17 protein-coding genes are annotated in these 24,145 nt (G+C 64.0%); 5 read left to right on the forward strand and 12 right to left on the reverse strand.

The annotated features are described in order from the left end of the window. Positions 1 to 168: 168 nt before the first annotated feature. From NKH98_RS14080 to NKH98_RS14100, 5 genes are all read left to right on the forward strand, one after another. Positions 169 to 1,809, forward strand: coding sequence for an acyl-CoA synthetase (locus tag NKH98_RS14080; RefSeq protein ID WP_352899215.1), 1,641 nt, complete (start codon positions 169 to 171; stop codon positions 1,807 to 1,809). Between the two features lie 238 nt (positions 1,810 to 2,047). Continuing rightward, positions 2,048 to 2,656 carry a TetR/AcrR family transcriptional regulator gene (locus NKH98_RS14085; protein WP_352899217.1) on the forward strand — a complete coding sequence of 203 codons (609 nt, stop codon included), beginning with the start codon at positions 2,048 to 2,050 and terminating at the stop codon, positions 2,654 to 2,656. A gap of 62 nt (positions 2,657 to 2,718) precedes the next feature. Beyond that, positions 2,719 to 3,867, forward strand: coding sequence for an efflux RND transporter periplasmic adaptor subunit (locus tag NKH98_RS14090; protein WP_352801368.1), 1,149 nt, complete (start codon positions 2,719 to 2,721; stop codon positions 3,865 to 3,867). A gap of 208 nt (positions 3,868 to 4,075) precedes the next feature. Further along, positions 4,076 to 7,210, forward strand: a complete 3,135-nt coding sequence (locus tag NKH98_RS14095) for an efflux RND transporter permease subunit (protein WP_352899220.1) — start codon at positions 4,076 to 4,078, stop codon at positions 7,208 to 7,210. A gap of 69 nt (positions 7,211 to 7,279) precedes the next feature. Beyond that, entirely contained in the window at positions 7,280 to 8,773 is a 1,494-nt protein-coding gene (locus NKH98_RS14100; protein WP_352899222.1) for an aldehyde dehydrogenase family protein, read from the forward strand. 208 nt (positions 8,774 to 8,981) lie between these two features. Here the strand turns inward: NKH98_RS14100 and NKH98_RS14105 are convergent, their stop codons facing one another. The 12 genes from NKH98_RS14105 to NKH98_RS14160 all read right to left on the reverse strand — a co-directional run bounded on the left by NKH98_RS14105 (position 8,982) and on the right by NKH98_RS14160 (position 24,128). Next, entirely contained in the window at positions 8,982 to 10,691 is a 1,710-nt protein-coding gene (locus tag NKH98_RS14105) for a trimethylamine N-oxide permease (RefSeq protein ID WP_352899224.1), read from the reverse strand. A gap of 278 nt (positions 10,692 to 10,969) precedes the next feature. Then, entirely contained in the window at positions 10,970 to 13,339 is a 2,370-nt protein-coding gene (locus tag NKH98_RS14110) for a trimethylamine N-oxide demethylase (protein ID WP_352899226.1), read from the reverse strand. Positions 13,340 to 13,487: 148 nt separating this feature from the next. Beyond that, positions 13,488 to 14,117, reverse strand: coding sequence for a sarcosine oxidase subunit gamma (locus tag NKH98_RS14115; RefSeq protein WP_352801372.1), 630 nt, complete (start codon positions 14,115 to 14,117; stop codon positions 13,488 to 13,490). Continuing rightward, on the reverse strand, positions 14,110 to 17,091 hold the full coding sequence (locus NKH98_RS14120) for a sarcosine oxidase subunit alpha (protein ID WP_352899230.1): 2,982 nt from the start codon (positions 17,089 to 17,091) through the stop codon (positions 14,110 to 14,112). Before NKH98_RS14120 ends, NKH98_RS14115 begins: the two co-directional genes overlap by 8 nt. A gap of 52 nt (positions 17,092 to 17,143) precedes the next feature. Then, a complete protein-coding gene (locus NKH98_RS14125; RefSeq protein ID WP_352899232.1) occupies positions 17,144 to 17,419 on the reverse strand; it encodes a sarcosine oxidase subunit delta in 276 nt (91 codons plus the stop codon). 17 nt (positions 17,420 to 17,436) lie between these two features. Further along, positions 17,437 to 18,690, reverse strand: coding sequence for a sarcosine oxidase subunit beta family protein (locus NKH98_RS14130; RefSeq protein WP_352899234.1), 1,254 nt, complete (start codon positions 18,688 to 18,690; stop codon positions 17,437 to 17,439). A 36-nt stretch (positions 18,691 to 18,726) separates the two neighbouring features. Further along, on the reverse strand, positions 18,727 to 20,034 hold the full coding sequence (glnT, locus tag NKH98_RS14135) for a type III glutamate--ammonia ligase (protein ID WP_023673983.1): 1,308 nt from the start codon (positions 20,032 to 20,034) through the stop codon (positions 18,727 to 18,729). Positions 20,035 to 20,067: 33 nt separating this feature from the next. Continuing rightward, the gene (locus NKH98_RS14140; protein WP_254818691.1) at positions 20,068 to 21,396 is read right to left on the reverse strand and encodes an FMN-binding glutamate synthase family protein; all 1,329 of its coding nucleotides are present in this window, start codon (positions 21,394 to 21,396) and stop codon (positions 20,068 to 20,070) included. A 6-nt stretch (positions 21,397 to 21,402) separates the two neighbouring features. Continuing rightward, positions 21,403 to 22,137: a GltB/FmdC/FwdC-like GXGXG domain-containing protein gene (locus tag NKH98_RS14145; RefSeq protein ID WP_352453795.1), complete on the reverse strand. Its 735-nt coding sequence runs from the start codon at positions 22,135 to 22,137 to the stop codon at positions 21,403 to 21,405. Between the two features lie 4 nt (positions 22,138 to 22,141). Continuing rightward, on the reverse strand, positions 22,142 to 23,035 hold the full coding sequence (locus NKH98_RS14150) for a class II glutamine amidotransferase (RefSeq protein ID WP_352804681.1): 894 nt from the start codon (positions 23,033 to 23,035) through the stop codon (positions 22,142 to 22,144). Positions 23,036 to 23,118: 83 nt separating this feature from the next. Next, entirely contained in the window at positions 23,119 to 23,451 is a 333-nt protein-coding gene (locus NKH98_RS14155) for a hypothetical protein (protein WP_254818688.1), read from the reverse strand. Then, positions 23,448 to 24,128 carry a hypothetical protein gene (locus NKH98_RS14160; protein WP_352899236.1) on the reverse strand — a complete coding sequence of 227 codons (681 nt, stop codon included), beginning with the start codon at positions 24,126 to 24,128 and terminating at the stop codon, positions 23,448 to 23,450. The genes NKH98_RS14155 and NKH98_RS14160 overlap by 4 nt, the downstream gene beginning before the upstream one ends. Positions 24,129 to 24,145: the final 17 nt, after the last annotated feature.

Below are 24,145 nucleotides of genomic sequence, written 5' to 3' on the forward strand. Positions count from 1 at the left end.
TTATTCACGGCTCTCGACAAAAGTCAAACTACGCGCGGGCAGGTAATGCTCTCGCGCCCGTCGAATCTAGATCGTCATTGTGCCAAATGCGGTCTGTCGCGGCATCGTTGGTGGTGACGGGCCGCAAACCTGTAGCTAAAGTTCCGGACGAACATCGGGGAGGACGGGATGGGCAATCCCTACGAACAGGATCTCGACAGGAACCCGGCCAACCATCAGCCGCTGACGCCGCTCACCTATTTCGAGCGGGCGGCAAAAACCTTTCCCGACCAGGTCGCCATCATTCATGGCCGCCGGCGCACGACTTATCGCGATTTCTGGAAACGCTCGCTGAGGCTTGCCTCGGCCCTTTCTAAGCGCGGCATCGGCAAGGGCGACACCGTTACCGTCATGCTGTCCAACACACCGCCGATGCTGGAAGCGCATTTCGGCGTGCCGATGACCAAGGCGGTGCTGCACTCGCTCAACACCCGCCTCGACGCCGCCGTCATTGCCTTCCAGCTCGATCACGCCGAAAGCAAGGTGCTGATCGTCGACCGCGAATTCGCCGGCGTGGTCCGGCAAGCGCTGACGCTGGCCAAGGTCAGGCCGCTGCTGATCGATTACGACGATCCCGACTATGCCGCCGATGCGCCCTATGCCAAGGGGGAGCGGATCGGCACGCTGGACTATGAGGCGTTTGTCGCCGACGGCGACGAGGATTTCGCCTGGTCGATGCCGGACGACGAATGGGATGCCATCTCGCTCAACTACACCTCCGGCACGACAGGCAATCCGAAGGGCGTCGTCTGTCACCATCGCGGCGCGGCACTGATGGCCTATGCCAACACCATCCATGCCGGCATGGGCAAGCACCCGGTCTATCTGTGGACGCTGCCGATGTTCCATTGCAACGGCTGGTGCTTTCCCTGGACGCTTGCCGTGCAGGCTGGCACCCATGTCTGCCTGCGCTGGGTGCGGCCGAAGCCGATCTACGACGCCATCGCCGATCACGGCGTCACCCATCTGTGTGGCGCACCGGTGGTGATGTCGGTGCTGATCAACGCTAGGGACGAGGACAAGCGGCAATTTCCGCAGACCGTCACCTTCAACACCGCCGCGGCGCCGCCGCCTGAGGCGGTGCTGTCGGGCATGGCCGATGCGGGCTTTGTCGTCACCCATCTCTACGGCCTGACCGAAACCTACGGCCCGGCCGTCGTCAACGAATGGCACGGCGAGTGGGACGGGCTGGAGAAGGGGGCGAGGGCGGCGAAGAAGGCCAGGCAGGGTGTGCGCTACGCCGCGCTCGAAGGCCTGACGGTGATGGACCCGCAGACCATGCAAGAAACGCCGGCCGACGGCGAGACGATCGGCGAGGTGATGTTCCGCGGCAATATCGTCATGAAGGGCTATCTCAGGAACCGCAAGGCGAGCGACGAGGCTTTTGCCGGCGGCTGGTTCCATTCGGGCGACCTCGGCGTGATGCATCCGGATGGCTACATCCAGCTCAAGGACCGTTCCAAGGACATCATCATCTCCGGCGGCGAAAACATCTCCTCGATCGAGGTCGAGGAGGCGCTCTACAAGCATCCCGCCGTCGCTTCCTGCGGCGTTGTCGCCCGATCCGACGATAAATGGGGCGAGGTGCCCGTTGCCTATGTCGAGCTGAAGCCGGGCAAGGCGGCGACTGAGGCCGAAATCATCGAGCACTGCCGCGCACTGCTCGCCCGCTTCAAGGTGCCGAAAGCGGTGATCTTCGCCGAGATCCCGAAGACTTCGACGGGCAAGATCCAGAAGTTCCGGCTGCGGGAGATGGCAAAGCAGCCTTAGCGCCTGATCCGAAACGGAACCGATTTCGGAAAGCATCTTTTCAAAAATCCTTCGCACAAAAAAACGCGCGCTGTCGCAGGCGCGCCCGGCGCCAATCCCATGCGCTTCATGGGCCAACTCCGTCCAGAGATGTCACCCTCTGTCGTCAGCGCCCAAAATCGTGCCTTGACAGGTGACGGTTTTCAATTTACGAGTGACGAAATTCTAAATTCGTCAGTCGTAAATTTTGGCCAACGAGATGCTTGAAACCCTAGACGCCACCGCCGATTCCGCCCGCCAGGAAAATGTCACGCGCATCCTGGATTGCGCGGAGCGATTGTTCCGCCACTACGGCTACGGCAAGACCAACGTCGCCGACATAGCGCGCGAACTCGGCATGTCGACCGCCAACATCTATCGCTTCTTCGCCTCCAAGGTGGAAATCCACCAGGCAGTTTGCGGCCGTATGCTCGAGACCTGCTACCGGTTGACCTACGAAGCCTGCCATAGCCCCGGCACCGCCAGCGAAAAGCTCCGCCGCTACGTGCGTACGCACTATCAGTGGACGCTCGAGACCATGATCGACCAGGAGAAGGTGCACGAGATGGTCATCGTCGCCATCGAGCGCGACTGGCACGTCATCGAAAAGCACATCGACAGCATCCATGAACTGGTCGCGGAAGTGATCCGCGAGGGCATCGCTACCGGCGAGTTCGTCGATCAGGATCCGGTGATCGCTTCCCGGTGTTTCGGCGCTGCCATTATCAGCCTCTGTCATCCGCAGATGGTGGCCCAGTGCCTCGCCAAGAAGAACCGGGCAACGCCGGACGAGCTTGCCGAGTTCGCCATCAGAGCCTTGAAGAAATGACCGTTGCCGCCCGTCGGGCGGCGATGCCGAGAATTCATCTCCACAGTTCGGGAGTACGAAAAGTGTCTTTGTCCAAGTCCATCACTTACAGGCGACCGGCCGCCGGCCTGGCACTGATTGTCGTTGCCGCTCTCGGCCTCGCCGGCTGCTCGCAGGAGAAAGCCGAGGTCAAGGAGATCATCCGCCCGGTCAAGGTGGTCGAGATCGCCAAGGCGAGCGATACCCGTCAGCTTTCCTATTCCGGATCGGTGCGCGCCCGCACCGAGATGAATCTCGGTTTTCGCATCAACGGCAAGATCACCGAGCGCCTTGTCGACATCGGTGACCGCGTCAAGCCGGGCGACGTTCTTGCCCGCATCGATCCCACCGACTACGAGCTTTCGGTGAGAAGCGCTCAGGCCAGCCTCGATGCTGCCGACCGTCAGGTCGAGACAGTCGAGCTTACGCGCAAGCGCGCCGAACAGCTCTACGCCAAGAATTTCGCGCCGAAGTCGCAGCTCGAGCAGGCGACGCTCGCCTATAATCAGGCGGTCGCCACGCGAGACTCCGCCCGCTCGCAGCTTGCCCAGGCGCAGAACCAGGTCCGCTATACCGATCTCAAGGCGGACAAGAACGGCATCGTCACCGCCGTTGCCGCCGATGTCGGCCAGGTGGTCGGCTCCGGCACGCCGGTGGTGACCGTTGCCATCGACGGCGAGAAGGAAGTTCTGATCGCTGTTCCGGAAACCGATATCGCCGAATTCAAGCCGGGCAAGACCGTCAAGGCTGGCTTTTGGTCCGACGAGGCGCTGACGCTCGACGGCAAGGTCCGCGAAGTCGCCGGCAGCGCCGATCCGCAGTCGCGCACCTTTGCCGTTCGCGTCAGCCTGCCCAACGATCCTCGCGTGCTGCTAGGCATGACCGCCTCCATCGAAGCCGCGGCGGACAATCGGCAGCAACTGGTGTCGATCCCGCTGGCCGCGTTGGCGCAAAAGGACAGCCAATCGATCGTCTGGACCGTCGACCGCAATGGCGGGACCGTCCATGCTCATCCGGTCAAGGTCGCCGCCTTCACCCCCGACGGCGTCAGCGTCGCCGATGGGCTGAAGCCGGGTGACGTGGTCGTCGCCGCCGGCACGCAGTTCATGACCGAGAATCTGAAAGTCAAGCTGACCGGTGATGCAGCGCAACAGTCGGCGTCTGCCGATGACGCTGCAAGGCGCTTGCGCTGACGGCCAGGCAATTCACGGTTTCCGGGCGGCAGGCGCCCCCGATTTTCGAGATCTCAGGTCGATGTAACCCCCACGTCGATCCTCGCGTCCCACCGCGATGTAGATCTCTCAACTCGGAAAGCCACGCCGCCCGGAAGCCCACATCGGAAGTTCCTTGGGCATGCGAAAGCACGTGCTCTGTTGATCAAATTGAAACGGACTGACGCCGATGACCATCGACACCAATGAAAAGCGGTCTTTCAATCTTTCGCGCTGGGCAATCGGCCATCCGAGCATTGCCCGCTTCCTGTTCGGGCTGATCATCGTCGCCGGTGCGCTCGGCCTGATGCGCATGGGCCAGAAGGAAGACCCCGATTTCACCTTCCGCGTCATGGTCGTCCAGGCGATCTGGCCAGGCTCCTCGATCAAGGAGATGGAGGACCAGGTCGTCAACAAGATCGAGCGCAAGCTGCAGGAAACGCCGCACCTCGATTTTGTCCGCTCCTACACCCGCGCCGGCAGCGCCATCATCACCTTGCAGGTCAAGGGCGACACCAATCCGGCGCAGGTCGCCGATGCTTTCTATCAGGTGCGCAAGAAGGTCGGCGATATCGCCAATGAGCTGCCGCAGGGGCTGCTCGGGCCCTACTTCAATGACGAATTCGGCGATACTTTCATCACCCTGCATTCGATCAGCGGCGACGGCTACAGCTATCCCGAGCTGAAGAAATTCGCCATCCAGGCGCGTGACATGTTGCTGACGACGCCCGGTGTCGAGAAGGCTGTGATCATCGGCGACCAGCCGGAAAAACTCTACATCGACGTTTCGTCCAAGGCGCTTGCCGAACGCGGCCTGACGCTGACCGACCTGCAGAATGCGATCCGAGGCCAGAACAACGTCGACCCGGCAGGTTCGGTCGACACCGGCCAGCGTTCGGTGCGCATTTCGGTCGAGGGCGATGTCACCAGGGCGGCCGACATCCGCGAGCTTCGCCTGCGCGCCGGGAACCAGGTGACGCGCCTTGGCGACATCGCGACCGTGACCTCGGGCCTCGAGGATCCGTACCAGCGCAAATATCGTTTCAACGGTCACGACAGCGTCCAGCTCGGCGTCGTCATGGCCAAGGGCTTCAACGTCACCGACGTCGGCAAGGACGTCGAAGCGACCTACAAGCGCTTCGAAGAGGCGCTGCCCTATGGCGTTTCGGTCGATCAGATTTCCGACCAGCCGCATGTCGTGAAGGAGGCGGTGAGCGAGTTCATGGAAGCGCTCGGCGAAGCGCTGCTGATCGTGCTATTCGTATCGTTCCTGTCGATAGGCTGGCGCTCGGGCCTGGTGATCGCAATTGTCATTCCGCTGGTCCTGGCGGCCACCTTCGCGATCATGTACGAGCTCGGCATCGACCTGCAGCGCATTTCGCTCGGCGCGCTGATCATCGCCCTTGGCCTCTTGGTCGACGACGCGATGATCGTCGTCGAAATGATGGAGCGAAAGCTCGAGGAAGGCCTGGTCAAGGTCGAGGCGGCAAGCTTCGCCTACTCCTCGACCGCCTTCCCGATGCTGACCGGCACGCTGATCACCACAGCTGGCTTCATCCCCGTCGGGTTCGCTGCCTCGACGGCCGGCGAATATGTGCGCACCCTGTTTTACGTCGTCGGCATCGCGCTGGTCGTGTCCTGGTTTGCGGCAGTCTATTTCACGCCGTGGCTCGGCCACATGATCCTGAAGCAGCGCAAGCACGCCGGCAACCATCACGATGTCTTCGACACGCGCTTCTACCGCCGTCTTCGCTCGACCGTGGGATGGGCGGTGCGCCATCGCATCATCGTCCTGGTGATGACGCTGATGACGTTTGCCACCAGCCTGTGGGCGTTCCAGTTCATTCCGCAGAATTTCTTCCCGCAATCGTCGCGTCCGGAAATCCTCGTCGATCTCTGGCTGCCGGAAGGCACCAGCATCAAGGAAGTCGAGACCCAGGCCAAGGCGCTCGAAGCCAGGATGATGGACGACAAGGACAAGCGCTTCATAGCCACCTATATCGGCGAAGGCGCGCCGCGCTTCTTCCTGCCGCTCGACCAGCAGCTTCGCAACCCGAACTTCGCCCAGCTTCTGGTGATGGCCAATGACGAACCGGCCCGCGAGCGGCTGATCGTCAAGCTGCGCACCATCCTGGCCGAAGATTTCCCATCGATCCGCGCCAAGGTTGATCGCCTGTTCCTCGGTCCGCCGACCGGCTGGCCGGTGCAGATGCGCGTCATGGGTCCCGATCGCCAGGAGGTGCGACGCATTGCCGACGAGGTAAAGGCGAAGTTCCAGGCAAATCCGCTGCTCGGCGCCATCCACGACGACTGGCTGGAGCCGGTGCCGGCGATGAAGCTGGTGATCGACCAGGATCGTGCCCGTGCGCTCGGCGTCACCTCGCAGCGCATCCGCCAGATGCTGCAGGCGACCATGTCGGGAGCGCCGCTCGATGACTTCCGCGACGGCGAGGAGACGGTTTCGATCGTCGCCCGTGAGCCGGAGGCAAGCCGTCACCTGCTGTCGGCGGTCGACTCCGTCTATATACCGACCGATTTCGGTGGCTCCGTGCCGCTGTCGCAGGTCGCCAAGATCGTCCCGGTGCTGGAGCAAGGCGTCGAATGGCGGCGCGACCGCTTGCCGACCATCAGTGTACGCGCCACGCTTCCGGATGGCGTGCAGCCGAACGATGTCGCCATGAAAATGTACAGCGAGATGCAGGGCCTGCGCGCCAGCCTCGCCCCCGGCTACAAGATCGAGATCCAGGGCGGCGCCGAGGATGCGGCCGAAAGCCAGGCCTCGATTGCGGCGAAAGCGCCGATCATGCTGGCCGTCATCGTCGTGCTGCTGATGATCCAGCTGCAGCATTTCGGCAAGGCGATGCTGGTGCTGGCGACCGGTCCGCTCGGCATTATCGGCGCGGCCGCGGCACTTTTGATCAGCGGCGCGCCGTTCGGCTTCGTCGCCATCCTCGGTGTCATCGCCCTGCTCGGCATCATCATGCGCAACTCGATCATCCTGGTCGATCAGATCGACCAGGACATTGCCGCCGGCGTGGAGCGTTCCGAGGCCATCATCGGCTCGGCGGTGCGCCGGTTCCGGCCGATCGTGCTGACGGCGCTGACGGCGGTGCTGGCGCTGATCCCGATCTCGCGCGGCGTCTTCTGGGGGCCGCTCGCCTACGCCATGATGGGCGGCATTCTCGTCGCCACGGTGCTGACCATCCTTGTCCTGCCGGCAGCCTATGCGCTGTTCTTCGGCAGGGAGCCCAAGAAGGTGGTGGAGCAGCCGGCCGAGACGGAAGAAAAGAACGAAAGGCCGCAACTGGCCCTGGCGGCCGAATAGAGCTGTTGGCAAATGTAACCTCCGGCGGTTTAATCCACCCACCAGGCGTAGGCGCCGGAGGAGGACGTTATGACCATCGCTCAGACAAAGGCACCGCTGCGGCTGCCGATCGACGGGCGCCATCGCCGGATGTTCATCGGCGGTGGCTGGGTCGATGCCCGCTCCGGCCGGACCACGGAGAGCCGCAATCCCGCCACCGGCGCGGTCATCGCCACGGTGCCGCGCGCCGACCGCCAGGACATCGACTTGGCGGTGACTGCCGCGCGCAAGGCGTTCGAGGGCCCGTGGAGCCGGTTCAAGCCTTATGAGCGGCAGGTGCTGCTGCTGAGGATCGCCGACCTCTTCGAAAAGCACTGGGAAGAGATCAGCCGCTCCGACACCACCGACATGGGGATGCCGATCATACGCACCCGCGCCAATCGCAACCGCGTCATCGGCATGCTGCGCTACTATGCCGGCATGGCGACGGCGCTGCACGGCGAGACGATCGACAACTCGCTGCCCGGCGAAATCGTCTCTTTCACCCGCAAGGAGCCGGTCGGCGTCGTCGGCGCCATCATTCCCTGGAACGCGCCAACGGCGGCGTCGATCTGGAAGATCGGCCCGGCGCTGGCGACCGGCTGCACGATCGTGCTGAAACCATCGGAAGAGGCGCCGCTGACGCCGCTTTTGATCGCTGACATCATGAACGAAGCCGGCGTCCCGGAAGGCGTCGTCAACATCGTCACCGGCACCGGCGCCGAGGCAGGCACGGCACTCGCCGAGCACATGGGCGTCGACAAGATCGTCTTCACCGGCTCGACGGCAACCGGCCAGTCGATCGTGCGGGCCTCGGCCGGCAACCTCAAGCGCGTCTCCCTGGAGCTCGGCGGCAAGTCGCCGGTCATCGTCTGCGCCGATGCCGATCTCGACAAGGCGGTACCGGTGGCGGCGATGTCGGTGTTCGCCAATTCCGGCCAGATCTGCATCGCCGGCTCGCGCCTTTTCGTCGAACGCGCGGTCCATGACGAGTTCGTCGAGCGGCTGGCGGCATATGCCAAGGGTCTCAGGGTCGGCGACGGCATCGACCCGGCGACCGAGATCGGCCCGCTCGTCTCCGAAAAGCAGTTGCAACGGGTCACCGGTTACCTTGAGGCCGGCACTGCGGAAGGGGCGAAACTCGTCACCGGAGGCACCCGGCTTGTGGAAGGCGCACTTGCCACCGGCAATTTCGTTGCGCCGACCGTCTTTGCCGGCGTCTCGGACGACATGAAGATCGCCCGTGAGGAGATCTTCGGGCCGGTGATTTCAGCCTTGCCGTTCGATGCTCTGGACGAGGCGGTCGAGCGGGCCAACAACACGCCTTACGGCCTTGCTGCAGGGGTCTTCACCCAAAATCTCGCTACCGCCCACCAGCTGTCGCGCAAGATCCGCGCCGGCTCGGTCTGGGTCAACACCTATCACGCGATCGATCCGGCCGTGCCCTTCGGCGGCTACAAGATGAGCGGCTACGGCCGCGAGGGTGGCGCCGAACACCTCGACGAATATCTCAACACCAAGGGTGTGTTCATCAAGATCGATTGAGCCTGGCGCCAACAGGGTCAGAAACGAAAAACCCGCCTCGGGAGGCGGGTCTTTGGAGCCAATTGGCACCATACCCAATTTAGTAGCATAGCTGCCGGCACAAAGCAAGAACAAAATAGGGCTATGCCTCAAATAATCGACGTGCCGGGCGTCTCGATGTTCCGGCAGGGGATCGGGCGCATCGCGCACCCGATCCCTCAGGCAAGCCTCAGATGACGAACAGCCAGTTGGCGAGCAGCATCACCGCGACGCCGGCGATCAGCGTCAGATAGGGCAGCATGCCTGCCTTTCGCACCGTAAGGTCGGACGAGCTCATGCCGAGATCGGCCAGCATGTGGTCGGGGAATTTGCCCTTGTCCTGGATGTAATGCCGGAAGCAGAACACCGGGATGATCAAGGCCGCGGTGATCAGCCCGGCCCACAATGCCATCGGGTTCCAGACCTTGGCGCCGGCGCCCATGAAGACCGCGTTGACATAGGCAAAGATGGCGCCGAGGCCGAGCACCCAGCTCGGCGCCTTCCATGGCCGCGCGATGTGGCCATTGTCGATGCGGTGGATCCAGCCGGCATTGAGATTGAGGAAGTTGAAGATGATATAGCCGCAATTCGACACCGCGAGGATGAAGAAGAAGCTTGTCGCGTCGGCCGAGGCGATGGCCAGCACGATCAGGTTGAAGACCAGGTCGGTCCACATCGCCCGCGTCGGTGCGCCATGCTCGTTGACATGGCTGAGGTAGCGCGGCAGCCAGCCGTCGACCGAACCCTGATAGAGCGTACGCGAGGAGCCGGCCATCGCCGTCATGATGCAGAGCACCAGCGCCAGGATCATCAGCATGACCAGCAGGCTATGGATCAGCTGTCCGCCGCCGACCATGCCGGCCAGCGCATCGGCAACGCCGGAGCCGTCGACGATCGGCGTCGCCAGCATGCCGTTCAAGCCGAGCACTCCCTGGAAGGTGAATGGCACCAGGATGAACAGCAGCATGCATAACAGGCCGGAGTAGAAGATCGCCTTGAAGGTATCGGTGCCGGGGTTCTTGAATTCGGAGGTGTAGCAGACCGCGGTCTCGAAACCGTAGGTCGACCATGCCGCGATGAACATGCCGCCGAGCACCAGCGTCCAGCCGGCGATATTCCATGCGCCGGGCTCCGGCGCATAGGCTGCCGCGAGCGGCACCAGCGGCGAGAAGTTTGCCCAGTTGATCTGGCCGGTGACGATCGGCACCACGCCGACGATCAGCATCGGGATGATGACCAGCAGGCCGATATATTTCTGCACGTTGGCCGTGCCCAGGATGCCGCGGTGCTGGATCGAGAAGATGATCAGCATCAGTACCGCGCCGATGAAAAAGGTGGCGTTGAAAGTAAAGGAAACCGGACCAAGCGTGTGACCGTAGAGCGTCCAATTACGGATCGCCGGCGTCGCCGCCGCGGTGACCGCGGTGATGGCGTCAGCTGCGCTGGTTCCGGCATGGGCCGCAATATAGGCGGCGACTTCCGGCGAAGTGTCGGTGAACAGCGGCACCGGCGCCAGTGCGTTGAGGATGTAGGCGGCGGCGATCGAGCAGCCGAGCGACAGCACCGGCGACCAGGCGAACCAGTTGCACCACACCGAAAGCGGCGCGATGAATTTCGAATAGCGCAGCCATGCGGTGGCGCCATAGATCGAGGCGCCGCCGGATTTATTCGGGAACAGCCCGGCGATTTCCGCATAGGTGAAGGACTGCAGGAAGCCCATGACCATGGATACGGTCCAGATCAGGAAGGCCAGCGTTCCGGTAGTGCCGGCGATGCCGCCGATCGAAAACAGGACAAGGGCCGGAACGCCGCTCGCGACCCAGAAGGCGCCGCGCCAATCGATGTTCCGGTGCAGCTGCCCTTCGGCAGGCGGCACCAAGGTGGTGACTATCGTGCTCATTTACGTGGATTCCCCATTTTTGATGTTCCCATCGGCAACGGCCACAGTCTCGCGAGGCGTCATCGACGCTCACGTTGAACGGCCCCAGGCGTTTTCCGCTCAGTAGTATTTTTTTCTTAGCAGTGAAGATTGACCCAACGCGCTTTCACGTCAAGCGCTTTGTGACGCTGTGCACATTGCGTTTGTGGAACAGTCGAGCTTCGTTGGCGCTGCCAACGGGTGCGGTCTTCCTTCTCCCACGACAGCAACGGGAGAAGGGAAGAACCAGACAGCATCGATCAGGAGCGCGGCCTGGTCTTTTGCGGGTCATAATGGGCAAAGGCGACGACGCGCGCCGGCAGCCGCTTGCTGTGGCCGTCGAGCTTGCCGATCTCGACCTCGGTGCCGACCGCCGAATGCGCGACGTCGAGCCTGGCCAGCGCGATGGTCTTGCTTAGCAGCGGCGAGCGCATGCCGGAGGTGACCACGCCGATCTGGGCGCGGCCGACATGCACGCAATCGCCGTGGCCGACGGCGACATTGGCGTCGATGTCGAGGCCAACCAGCTTCCTCTGCGGATTTTCCTTGCGCCGGATCAGCGCCTCGCGGCCGATGAAATCGTCGCTCTTGGTCTTCAGCGGTACGGTGAAGCCGATGCCGGCCTCGAACGGATCTGTCTGGTCGGAAAATTCGTAACCGGCAAAGATCAGCCCGGCCTCGATGCGCACCATATCGAGCGCCTGCAGCCCCATCGGCTTCAGGCCGTGCGGCTGGCCGGCCTGCCAGATCGCGTCGAAGACCTTGTCGGCGTCGCGCGGGTGGCACCAGATCTCGTAGCCGAGCTCGCCGGTGTAGCCGGTGCGCGAGACAATGACGGGAATGCCATTGCCGCCGCCGATGCGAGCGACCGCGAAACGGAACCATTCAAGCTCGTCGATCGACGGCTGCAGCGGCGAGGTCCAGACGATCTGCCGCAGAATGTCGCGGCTTTTCGGTCCCTGCACGGCGACATTGTGCATCTGGTCGGTCGACGAGCGCACCAGCACGGTGAGGCCGAGTTTTTGCGCTGTTTCCCGCAGCCATTCGCCGGATAGATCGTCGCCGCCAACCCAGCGGAAATTATCCTTACCAAGCCGAAGCAGCGTGCCGTCGTCGATCATGCCGCCGTGCTCGTAGCACATGGCGGAGTAGACCACCTGACCGACGCCGAGCTTCTTGATGTCGCGGGTCAGGGTATATTGCAGCAGCGCTTCCGAATCCGGCCCGGTGACCTCGAACTTGCGCAGCGGCGACAGGTCCATGATCACGGCGTCCTGCCGGCAGGCCCAGTATTCGTCGATCGGGCCTTGCCTGGCGAAGGAATTGGCCAGCCAATAACCCTTGTACTCGACGAAGTTGCGGGTGTGCTTGGCAAAGCTCGAATGAAAGGCGGTCTCGCGGGTCATTTTCGGTTCCGAATCGGGCATCATGCGTCTGGCGATCGCTCGCGAGAATTTGTGCTGGCCGGAATAGGTTCGCACATGGATGTCGGTCAGGTTCCAGCCATTGGCCGGCGTGGTGTCGTCGGGGCAGGCGGACGAGACGCAGACGATGTCCGTGAGCGCCCTGAGTAGCACATAGTCGCCCGGCCGCGACCACGGCTCGTCCGAAACCACGACGCCATGCGCGTCGATCGCCGTGTTGAAGAAGAAGTTGATCGCCATCCAGCCGGCGCGGGGCGTGACGCCCTTGTCGGCCAGCGCGCGGTTGAAATTCTCCGAGCAGTTGGGATGGCCGGGATAGCCGATGTCGTCGTAATATTTGGCGGCGCAGGCGAGCGCGAACGCATCGTGCCGGCCGCAAGTGTCCTGCACCACCTCGACCAGCGGCTCCATGTCCTGGTCGTAGTATTTCGAATGCAGGCCGGGCATCGGATAGCTCGAACCCATCAGCGTGCGCGTCGTCGTCACGTCGAGCGGATGATCGCGGCCCTTGTCCAGCTTGCGCGCCGAAAAGCACTGGAAATCCGTGCATTGGCGCCCGTCGACATCGATGATCTGCAGATAGTCGCCCGCCTTGACGAAGTAGGCCTCCGCCGTCGCCGAATGGACGCGCAGGTCGAGCACGGGATCGGCCAGCGGGTCGGCAAGCCTGGATTTCGCCGCCGGGCGGATGGTGGCGCGCCGGACGATGACGCTAAGCGGCGTCGCGGTATCGTGGCCGTCGACCAGCATCGGCCCGCCGGGCGCGGCAATCAGCATTGAACCGTCGCGGGCTACGGTAAAAGCCTGTTCGGTCCCGGCAGGGGTGGCGCCGCCGAAAACGCGAACCGCCTTTGCCTGATCGAGCTGCACCTCGCGTCGCTCGAGGCCTCGGCGCAAGGAAGCGAGGCTATCGTCGCCCTCGGCCAGCATCGCCTTGATGCCGGCGGCATTGCTGTTCGATTGCTCTCCGAGAATGCCGGGATCGGTCGCGCCGCTGCTGTCCCATGCCAGCAGCTCGCAAGCCTGCCCGCCCTCGACATTGCGCACGCTGATCGTATCGCCGGCCTCGACCTTGATCAGCACCGCGCCGTTGCCGTGGACGGTGTAGCGCTCCATCCCGGCCGGCAGCGCGATCTGGCCTGGCCGCAGGATCAGGCTCGGCCGCGGCGGTCCGGCGACGACGGCGGGGTAGGGCGACTGGCTCATCTCAACCCTGGTTTCGAGAAACAAGTTTGCCTGTGCGTGAAATTATTTTAGCGGGAAGAATAGGATAGAAGAGCCGGAGTTGGCAAGTGAAGGTGGAGCGCGCGCCTCTTCCTTCTCCCACAAGGGGAGAAGGGAAGACGCGCCAAGGCTACCCCAATTCCTCGGAATGCCCGATATCGACGCCATACTCCGCGGCCGCATCGAGCATCGTGTGCCACAGGCTTTCCGCGAAGGTGGCGAACACCAGAAGATTGAACACCGCCTGCCCATCCGGCCGGTCACTGCCGCGCCAGAGATTGATGCTGGTGTGATCGACCGAGGTCGCCGCAGCGGTGCCGGCCGGGAACGCCGCCGGGTGCAGGTCTAGCGACGACAATTTCACCAACATCGAGCGCGCCTTGGCTCCAGAGACGCTGATCAGGGCGCGCGCATGCGACTGATCGGAAAGCGAGGCGGACTGCGAGAACGCCTGGCTCAGCTTCTCCATCGCGTGAATGCCGCCCTTCGACAGGACGAGGAACTGATCCGGTCCCGACCAGATCAGCGTGGCGTCGGGAACTCGGACCGCGTTGGGCGCATTCGGGGCGGCAACGCCGAAGCGGGTTTCGGCAGCCTTCGCCAGTTCTGCCGCCTTGCCGCGCTGCGCCATCACCTGGATCAGGTCGAAATTGCGAATCTCGGTGAGCGATACGCCGGCCGCCGTGCCGCGCGCGCCATAGCCGCCGACAACAAGCGCTTTCTCCAGCGGACTGCGGGCAATCCAGGAAAACTCAGCCACGCTGGCGCCCTCCATCCGGATCGTAGAAGACGGGACTGCACAGCTCGACATCGTAATCTTCGCCGCGCAGCGGATCGTGCGCATGGACGATCTCGCCGATGCGCTCGCGGCCGCGCTCGACCAGCCCAAGCCCGATCCACTGGTCGAGCATCGGCGAAAAGCAGACCGAGGTGACATAGCCCTGGTCATTGTCGGGACCGGGCGTCTCGCCCTTCGGGATAATATGCGCGCCGGAACGCAGGCGGCGCGTCTTGTCGACCGGCTTGATGCCGACGACGACCTGACGGTCCGGCGCGACCAGCGCCTCGCGCCCGGCCATGACGCGGCCGATGAAGTCTTTCTTGGTCGACATCATCTTGCCGAGGCCGAGGTCGGCGGCGGTCGTCGTGCCGTTCAGCTCCGGTCCGGCGACATGGCCCTTTTCGATGCGCATGACGCCGAGCGCCTCGGTGCCGTAGGGCGTAACGCCGAATGGCTTGCCGGCCAGCATCAAATTGCGCACCAGTGCGTCGCCATAGCGGGCGGGACACGAAATCTCGAACGCCATTTCGCCGGAGAAGGAGATGCGGAACAGCCGCGCTCTGATGCCACCGTGCAGCGCGACTTCCCGCGCCCCCATGAACGGGAAACCTTCGTTCGACAGGTCCTCGGATTCATCAACGACCTGTTTCAGCAACTCCCGCGCGCTCGGCCCGGCGATCGAGAATTGCGCCCACTGGTCGGAAACCGAGGTCAACTGCACGTCGAATTCAGGGAATAGCACCTGCCGGCAGAATTCGAGATGCTGCATCACCAGCCCGGCCTTGGCGGTGGTGGTGGTCAGGAAATAATGGTCCTCGGCGAGCCGCGACGTCGTGCCGTCGTCATAGACGATGCCGTCCTCGCGCAGCATCAGTCCGTAGCGGGCTTTTCCGACGGCAAGATTGGAGAAAGTGTTGATGTAGACGCGGTCGAGGAAGGCGCCGGCATCCGGGCCGTGCACGTCGATCTTGCCGAGCGTCGAGACGTCGCAGAAGCCGACGCCTGAGCGCACCGCCTTGACCTCGCGCGTCACCGATTCCAGCCAGTCCTTTTCGCCGGCGCGCGGATACCATTGCGCCCGCTTCCACAGGCCGGTGTCGACGAACACCGCGCCCTGTTCGGCTGCCCAGTGATGCGACGGCGTCAGTCGTGTCGCGTGGAAGTTTTCGTCGCGATGATGGCCGGCGAAGGCGCCGATGGCGACCGGCACATAGGGCGGGCGGTAGATCGTCGTGCCGGTCTCGGGAATGGACTTGCCTGACAACGCAGCCATGATGGCGAGGCCGGCGACATTCGAGGTCTTGCCCTGGTCGGTGGCCATGCCGAGCGTCGTGTAGCGCTTGAGATGCTCGACCGATTCAAACCCTTCACGCTGCGCCAGTTCGATGTCGGACGCGGTCACGTCATGCTGGTAATCGACGAAGGCTTTCCCTTTGCCGGCCACATGCCAGAGCGGCGTTAGTGAAAACGCCTCGCTGTCGGCGACCGGCCGCGTGCCGGCATTGCCGCTGCGCCCGGCGCTCTGCGCTGCCGCAGCACCCGCGGCAAATCCCTGGCGCAGGCAGTCGCCTAGGCCGAAGGCGCCGTTGGCGGCGCCGACGGCCACCATGCCGGGCGGCGCGCCATCCGGCACGAAGGCTGCGATATCGTCCTGCCATTTCGGCCGGCCGCGATGATAGGAAGTCAGCCCGACCGCCGGATTCCAGCCGCCGGACACGGCAAGCCCATCGGCTTCGACTTCGGCGCGCGCGCCGCCGGTGAGTGCCACCGCGATCGTCCGGACACCGTCCTTGCCGCCTTCGACCCCGCTGACCGAGCCGTTGAGCACGGTAAAGCCGGTCTTTGCGGCAAGCGCGCGATGCGCGGCGGAGACATCCGGGCGCGCATCGATGACCGCCGCGACCTGCAACCCGGCGGCAAGCGCGGTCTCTACCGTGCGCCAGCCATCCTCATTATTGGTGAACAGCGCGATCCTCTTTGCAGGGGTAACCGCGTAGCGCGCGACATAGGTCCGCATCGCCGAAGCCATCATCACGCCGGGCGTGTCGTTGCCGGCAAAGACGATCGGCCGCTCGATGGCGCCGGCGGCGACCACGCAGCGCTTGGCCACGATCCGCCACAGCCGCTGGCGCACCTGGTGCTCGGGCGGCGAGGGCAGGTGATCGTTGACCCGCTCGATGGCGCCATATGTGCCGCCATCATAGACGCCGAACAATGTCGTGCGGGTCATGATGCGGACATCGGGCAGTGTGGCGAGTTCGGCCAGCGTGCGCGTAATCCATTCGGCCGCCGGCTTGCCGTCGATCGTGCCGCCGTCGGCAAGCAGGCGGCCGCCAAGCGCGAAATCTTCCTCGCACAGGATGACGCGGGCGCCGCCGCGCCCGGCCGCCAGTGCCGCAGCCAGCCCGGCCGGGCCGGACCCGGCGATCAGCACGTCGCAATGCGCCCACGCCTTGTCGTAATGGTCGGGATCGGCGACGCCTGCAGCGCGACCGAGGCCGGCGGCGCGGCGGATCGCCGGCTCGTAGACCGCTTCCCAGAATTTCGCCGGCCACATGAAGGTCTTGTAGTAAAAGCCGGCGACGAAGATCGGCGCAAACAGCTGGTTGACCGCCATCAGATCATGGCGCAGCGACGGCCAGCGGTTCTGGCTGGCCGCTTCCAGACCGTCATAAAGCTCGGCCGTGGTCGCCTTGGTGTTGGGCTCGCGTCGCGCTCCGCTGCGCAGTTCGACCAGCGCGTTGGGCTCCTCCGAACCAGCGGTCAGGATGCCGCGCGGCCGATGGTATTTGAACGAGCGGCCGACCAGCTTGACGCCATTGGCGATCAGCGCCGAGGCCAGCGTGTCGCCTTGGAAGCCGGCAAAGCTCTTGCCGTCGAAGCGGAAGCCCAGTGGCGCGGCGCGATCGATGAGACCGCCTGATACGAGACGATAGGGCTGGCTGGAGGTCACGATCGCCCGCCTTCCGTCGCTGTGGCCTGATGAGCGCTGACCTGGACAGAATTCATCTTGCAGCCTGCTTCGCACCAACGCCGGCCGCCGGCTCGACGGAGGAAATCTCATGCGTAAGCGTGTTGCGGGCGACCTTGAGCCAGACCCGGCAGCCGCCGCCATGGTACCAGTATTCGCTCATCGGCCCGGCGATGTTGTCGCGCAGATAGACGTAGTCGAACACCTCGTCTTCGGAGGCGCCGGCTGCCGGGCGCGCCGGCTTGGCGTCGCCGAGATAGGTGAACTCGCCGAGTTCGCGTTCGCCGCAGAAGGGACAGACAATGCGCATGCTTCTTCAGCCAGCCTTCAATGCAGGTTCGGTTGGGCGCCCTGGCCCTTTTCGTCGATCATGGCACCTCGCCGAAAGCGGTCGAGGCGGAAGCGGGCAGCCTCCTTGTGCGGCTCGTCGCGCGCCAGCAGATGGGCAAAAACCAGGCCGGAGCCGGGCGTCGCCTTGAATCCGCCATAGCACCAGCCGGCGTTGAGATAGAGCCCGTTGACCGGTGTCTTGTCGATGATCGGCGAGCCATCCATCGACATGTCCATGATGCCGCCCCACTGACGCAGAAGCCGTATCCGGCCGATCATCGGCATCAGCGCCATGCCGCCTTCGCAGACATCTTCCATGACAGGCAGATTGCCGCGCTGGGCATAGGAATTGTAGCCGTCTATATCGCCGCCGAAGACCAGCCCGCCCTTGTCGGACTGGCTGACGTAGAAATGGCCGGCGCCGAAGGTCATGACATTGGGGATCAGCGGCTTGATCGCCTCCGAGACGAAGGCCTGCAGCACATGGCTTTCGATCGGCAGCCACATGCCGGCCATCGCCGCGACGCGCGACGAGGAGCCGGCGACCGCCATGCCGACCTTGGCGGCACCGATCCTGCCGCGCGATGTCTCGACGCCGATCACCTTGCCGCTGCCGTCGCGAACAAAGCCGGTCACCTCGCAATTCTGGATGATGTCAACGCCGAGCGCGCTCGCCGCATGCGCATAGCCCCAGACCACGGCGTCGTGCCTTGCCGTGCCGCCGCGTCGCTGCAAGAGGCCGCCCTGCACCGGGAAACGTGCGTTGTCGAAGTTCAGGAACGGCATCATCTTCCTGACCGCCGCCAGATCGAGCAGTTCGGCATCGATGCCGTTGATGCGCATGGTGTTGCCGCGCCGTGCGTAGGCGTCGCGCTGCGCGTCGGAATGGTAGAGGTTGATGACGCCGCGCTGGCTGACCATGGTGTTGTAGTTGAGGTCCTGCTCCATCCGCTCCCAGAGCTTCATCGACAGCTCGTAGAACCCTGTATTGCCGGGCAGCCCGTAATTGGAACGGATGATGGTGGTGTTGCGGCCGGCATTGCCGGAGCCGATCCAGCCTTTTTCCAGCACGGCGACATTTCTGATGCCGTATTCGCTGGCGAGGAACCATGCCGTCGCCAGGCCATGGCCGCCGCCGCCGATGATCACCACGTCGTAGTGGCTCTTCGGGGTGGCGTCGCGCCAGGTGCGCTGCCAGTTCTTATGGCCGGAAAATGCCGCCCGGGCGAGGGAGAAGATCGAGTATTTCATGAACCTGTTTCGCGCCGGGCGTGCAACAATTCCGGATCAGATGTCGAGCGTGTGGTCGCGCTCCCACTGGGTGAAGTGGGAAGCATAGGAATTCCATTCCTGCTGCTTGAGCTTTAGATACGCCGACGAGAATTCCTCACCCAGCGCCGCCTTGAGCGATTTGTCGTTGTCGAACTCGCGCAACGCGTCGAGCAGGTTGAGCGGCAGCTTCGGCGCGCCCTCCACCGTATGGCCGAACTGGTACATGTCGATGTCGTAGCGCCGGCCGGGATCGGCCTTCGAGCGGACACCGTCAAGGCCGGCGGCGATGATGACGGCCTGCAGCAGATAGGGGTTTGCCGCGCCGTCGGGCAGGCGCAGCTCGAACCGGCCTGGCCCAGGCACGCGCACCATGTGGGTGCGGTTGTTGCCGGTCCAGGTCACGGTGTTCGGCGCCCAGGTGGCGCCGGAGATGGTGCGCGGTGCGTTGATGCGCTTGTAGGAATTGACCGTCGGGTTGGTGATCGCGGCAAGGGCGGAAGCATGTTTCATGATGCCGCCGAGGAAATTCCGGCCCTTTGCCGACAGGCCGAGCTCCATCGCATTATCGGCAAAGACATTGGTCTTGCCGTCTTTGTCCCACACCGAGATATGCGCATGGCAGCCATTGCCGGTCAGGCCCTGGAAGGGTTTAGGCATGAAGGTTGCGCGCAGGCCGTGCTTTTCGGCGACCGATTTCACCATGAATTTGAAGAAGGAATGCTTGTCGGCGGTCGCCAGCGCATCGTCGAAGGCCCAGTTCATCTCGAACTGACCGTTGGCGTCCTCGTGGTCGTTCTGGTAGGCGCCCCAGCCGAGCGCCAGCATGTGGTCGCAGATCTCGGCGATCACGTCGTAGCGGCGCATCACCGCCTGCTGGTCGTAGCAGGGCTTCGACGCCGTGTCATATTCGTCGGAAATCGTCTTGCCATCCGGCGAGATCAGGAAGAATTCGGCCTCGACGCCGGTCTTGATGTGCATGCCGTCGCCAGCGGCCTCCGCGATCAACCGCTTCAGCGTGTTGCGCGGCGCCTGCTCGACCGATTTGTCGTCCATGATGCAGTTGGCGGCGACCCAGGCGACCTCCGGCTTCCAAGGCAACTGGATCACCGAGGCCGGATCCGGCACCGCCAGCATGTCGGGATGCGCCGGCGTCAGGTCGAGCCAGGTGGCAAAGCCGGCAAAGCCGGCACCGTCCCGCTGCATGTCGGCGATCGCCTGCGCCGGCACCAGCTTGGCGCGTTGCCCACCGAACAGGTCGGTGTAGGATATCATGAAATATTTGACGCCCTTTTCCTTGGCGAAGGCGGCGAGATCGTTCCCCATTATAGTTCCTCGCTTACTGGCATTTGGTTTGTTTTAGAAGCCGTTCTTGCCCGGTATCCAATTGGTGCCGGCCAGCGGCACGCCGGCCATGGCTGCGGCTTCGATCGTTAAGGCCACAAGATCCTCGGGCTCGAGATTGTGCAGGCTGTTCTTGCCGCAGGCGCGGGCGATTGTCTGAGCCTCAAGTGTCATCACCTTAAGATAATTCGCCAGCCGTCGTCCGGCCGCAATCGGATCGACCCGTTTCATTAGCTCGGGATCCTGCGTGGTGATGCCGGCCGGGTCGCGTCCCTCATGCCAGTCGTCATAGGCGCCGGCGGTGGTGCCGAGCTCGTTGTATTCCGCCTCCCAGCGCGGATCATTGTCACCGAGCGCGACAAGCGCTGCCGTGCCGATTGACACCGCGTCGACGCCGAGCGCCAGCGCCTTGGCGACGTCGGCGCCGTTGCGTATGCCGCCCGAGACGATCAGCTGCACCTTGCGGTGCATGCCGAGATCCTGCAGCGCCTGCACCGCCGGCCTGATGCAGGCAAGCGTCGGCTGGCCGACGTTCTCGATGAACACTTCCTGGGTTGCCGCGGTGCCGCCCTGCATGCCGTCGACGACGACGACGTCGGCGCCGGCCTTTACCGCAAGGGCTGTATCGTAATAGGGCCGGGCGCCGCCGACCTTGACGTAGATCGGCTTTTCCCAGTCGGTGATTTCGCGCAGTTCCAGGATCTTGATCTCGAGATCGTCCGGCCCGGTCCAGTCGGGGTGGCGCGAGGCCGAGCGCTGGTCGATGCCTTTCGGCAGCGTGCGCATTTCGGCGACGCGGTCGGAGATCTTCTGGCCGAGCAGCATGCCGCCCCCGCCGGGCTTGGCGCCCTGGCCGACGACAACCTCGATCGCGTCGGCACGGCGCAGATCGCGCGGGTTCATGCCGTAGCGCGACGGCAGATACTGGTAGACCAGCGTCTTCGAATGGCCGCGCTCTTCCTCGGTCATGCCGCCGTCGCCGGTCGTCGTCGAGGTGCCCGACAGCGTGGCGCCGCGGCCGAGCGCTTCCTTCGCCGGCCCGGACAGCGACCCGAAGCTCATGCCGGCAATGGTGATCGGGATTTTCAGTTCGATCGGTTTTTTTGCATAGCGCGAGCCGAGCACGACGCTGGTGTCGCAGCGTTCGCGATAGCCTTCGAGCGGATAGCGCGAGATCGAAGCACCGAGGAACAGAAGGTCATCGAAATGCGGCAGCTTGCGCTTGGCGCCGGCGCCGCGGATGTCATAGATGCCGGTCGCCGCGGCGCGGCGGATCTCGGAAAGCGTGTAGTCGTCGAAGGTCGCGGATTTGCGCGGCGTCGTCGGCGGGTTGCGATAGGTCATTGAGCCTCAATACGCGTCGGCGTTGTCGATATTGAAATTGTAGAGGGTACGAGCCGAGCCATAACGCTTGAACTCCGCCGCCTTGACGCCGGTCACGCCGGCGCGGTCGAGCAAGCCTTGCAGCAATTCGAGATGCTCGGGCCGCATCTCCTTGGCGATGCAGTCGGCGCCGAGGCTTTCGACCTTGCCGCGCACGAAAAGCCGCGCCTCGTAGATGGAATCGCCGAGCGCATCGCCGGCATCGCCCAGCACCACCAGATTGCCGGACTGCGCCATGAAGGCCGACATGTGGCCGATATTGCCATGGACGACAATGTCGATGCCTTTCATCGAAATGCCGCAGCGCGATGACGCGTTGCCTTCGATGACCAGCAGCCCGCCGCGGCCGGTGGCGCCGGCATACTGGCTGGCATCGCCTTTGACGACGATCTGGCCCGACATCATGTTCTCGCCGACGCCGGGCCCGGCCGAGCCATGCACGGTGATGGTGCCGCCGTCGTTCATGCCGCCGCAATAATAGCCGACGCTGCCGCGCACATCGATGGCGACCGGCTGGTCGACGCCGACGGCGACCGAATGGCTGCCTCGCGGGTGGAGCACCTCCCAGGCGGTCTCGTTCGAACCGGGCGCCAGATCGTGCAGCGCCTGGTTGAGCTCGCGCAGCGACATTTCGGCCAGGTCGAAGACCCGCGATGCGTGGCCCGGCTCACGCGCCGCCTTGGAAAGGTTGATTGCCGGCATCAGCTCAATGCTCCCAAAAATAGACAGTTGCGGGCTCGGGTTCCCAGACTTTCGCATTGTCTATGCCGGGCAGTTTGGTGAGCGCACGATATTCCGAGCCGAAGGCGACATACTGGTCGGTTTCGGCCATCACGGCGGGTTTGCAGGCGATGGGGTCGCGCACCACGCCGAAGCCGTTCTTGGTGCCGACGACGAAGGTGAAAAAGCCGTCGAGATCGCTCAGCGTGCCTTCCAGCGCCTCGCCGAGATTCTTGCCATGCGCCATCTGCGAGGAGAGATAGGCGGCAGCGACCTCGGTGTCGTTCTCGGTCTCGAACGTCATGCCTTCACGGATCAGTTCGCGGCGGACATTGTTGTGGTTGGATAGCGAGCCATTATGCACCAGGCACTGGTCGGCGCCGGTCGAGAACGGATGCGCGCCCATCGTCGTCACCGCCGATTCGGTCGCCATGCGGGTATGGCCGATGCCGTGTGTGCCGGTCATCTCGCGGACGCCGAAACGGTCGACGACCGCTTCCGGCAAGCCGACTTCCTTGTAGATCTCGACGACGTCGCCGGCGCCCATGATGCGGATGTCGGGGCGCAGCGTCTGGATCGCCTCGCGCGCTTCGTCGATCTTGGCAGGCATCGTCCGGACCACGGCATGCGTCGACTTCGCAGCAATGCTCACCGGCGCGCCGATTGCCTTGGCGAGTTCGGCGTCGAGGCCGCGGAAATCGCGCTCCGGCTTGGCCGACTGGATGGTGATCTTGGCTTCACCGGAGGGCGCGCCATAGATGGCGATGCCGGCGCTGTCGGGACCGCGATCGCTGAGCGAGATCAGCATCTCCGACAGCATCGCGCCAAGCTGGGGCTCGAGCGACTTGTCCTTCAAAAACAGTCCGACGATTCCGCACATGTCAGGCTCCGCGAGTTTGTTCCTCCGAGATGTATCGAATGAGTCCCGGGAATTCAATTGGTATGAAAAAAATTTTCCTGTCGTTATATATCGGTTGAGGCGCCGTCGGCCGCACTATCGCTACGCTGGCCGCCATTGTGAACCCATTTGGCATAGCGGATGCGGGCGATCTTGTAGGCATCCAGGATCGACAGGGCATAGATCAGGACGCCGCCGGCATGGCGGCCGATGAAGCTGGCATCGGGCGGCGCGATCTTGGCGGTGACCCAGGCCAGGACCACCATGAAGAACAGGAATTGCAGGCCGCGCACCGGCACGCCGAGCACGACATGCCCGCTCGCCGGCAAGACGATCGCAGCGCCGAGAACCAGATAGGGGCTCGGTGGTGCGGGGGAGGTGCTGATCTGGCTGGTCATGCCGCCTGCCGTTCACTTTGATTGATGGCATCGCGCAGCGCCGAAGCCGACGACAGCAGCCGCTCGATCAGCCCCGGATCGAGCCTGACCGTGCCGAATTCGGCTTGCCGGAATACGCCGTAGCGCGCCCGCTCGGCCTCGGCCAGCAGCCAGACGATGCGCACGCCGTTCGGTGTGATCAGCAGTTCCTTGGCGCGCTCCTCGGCAAAGACATCGAGGTGATCGGCGATGACGGCTTCGGGGAAGCGCACGCCCTTGCGGTCGCTCCGCAGCACCGCCTCGGCTGGAAATCCGGCGGCCTTCGGCAGTGTATGGACGAGATGATCGAAATTGGAAAAAGTCGTCGGCGATCCCGGCCGCATCATCATGTCGAAAGTGCCTGGTATCACGACCTTTTCGGTGATCGAAACGCTCAGCCAGCGCGCCGGCAGCTTCCTTATCGCCAGCGTGTCGACGATGGTCCGCACCTGCACCCGCCGGCCGTTCCACGAGCCGGCGAAGGTGACGACGCCGGCGACGCCGTTCGAGACGTTGGCCGCGTCGGGGATGACGGCGCGGACGCCGGCTTCGTCGGCAGCAAGCGCAGTCGAAGCCTTGGCGCGGTTGGCGCGCGCAAGCCAGGCTATGTGGAGGACGAGAGCCAGGGCAACCGCCCCGGTGAGCAATGCTGAGATCACCTAGCGCACCTCGTCAC

This window comes from Mesorhizobium sp. M0833, assembly GCF_040319905.1.
Lineage (GTDB): Bacteria > Pseudomonadota > Alphaproteobacteria > Rhizobiales > Rhizobiaceae > Mesorhizobium.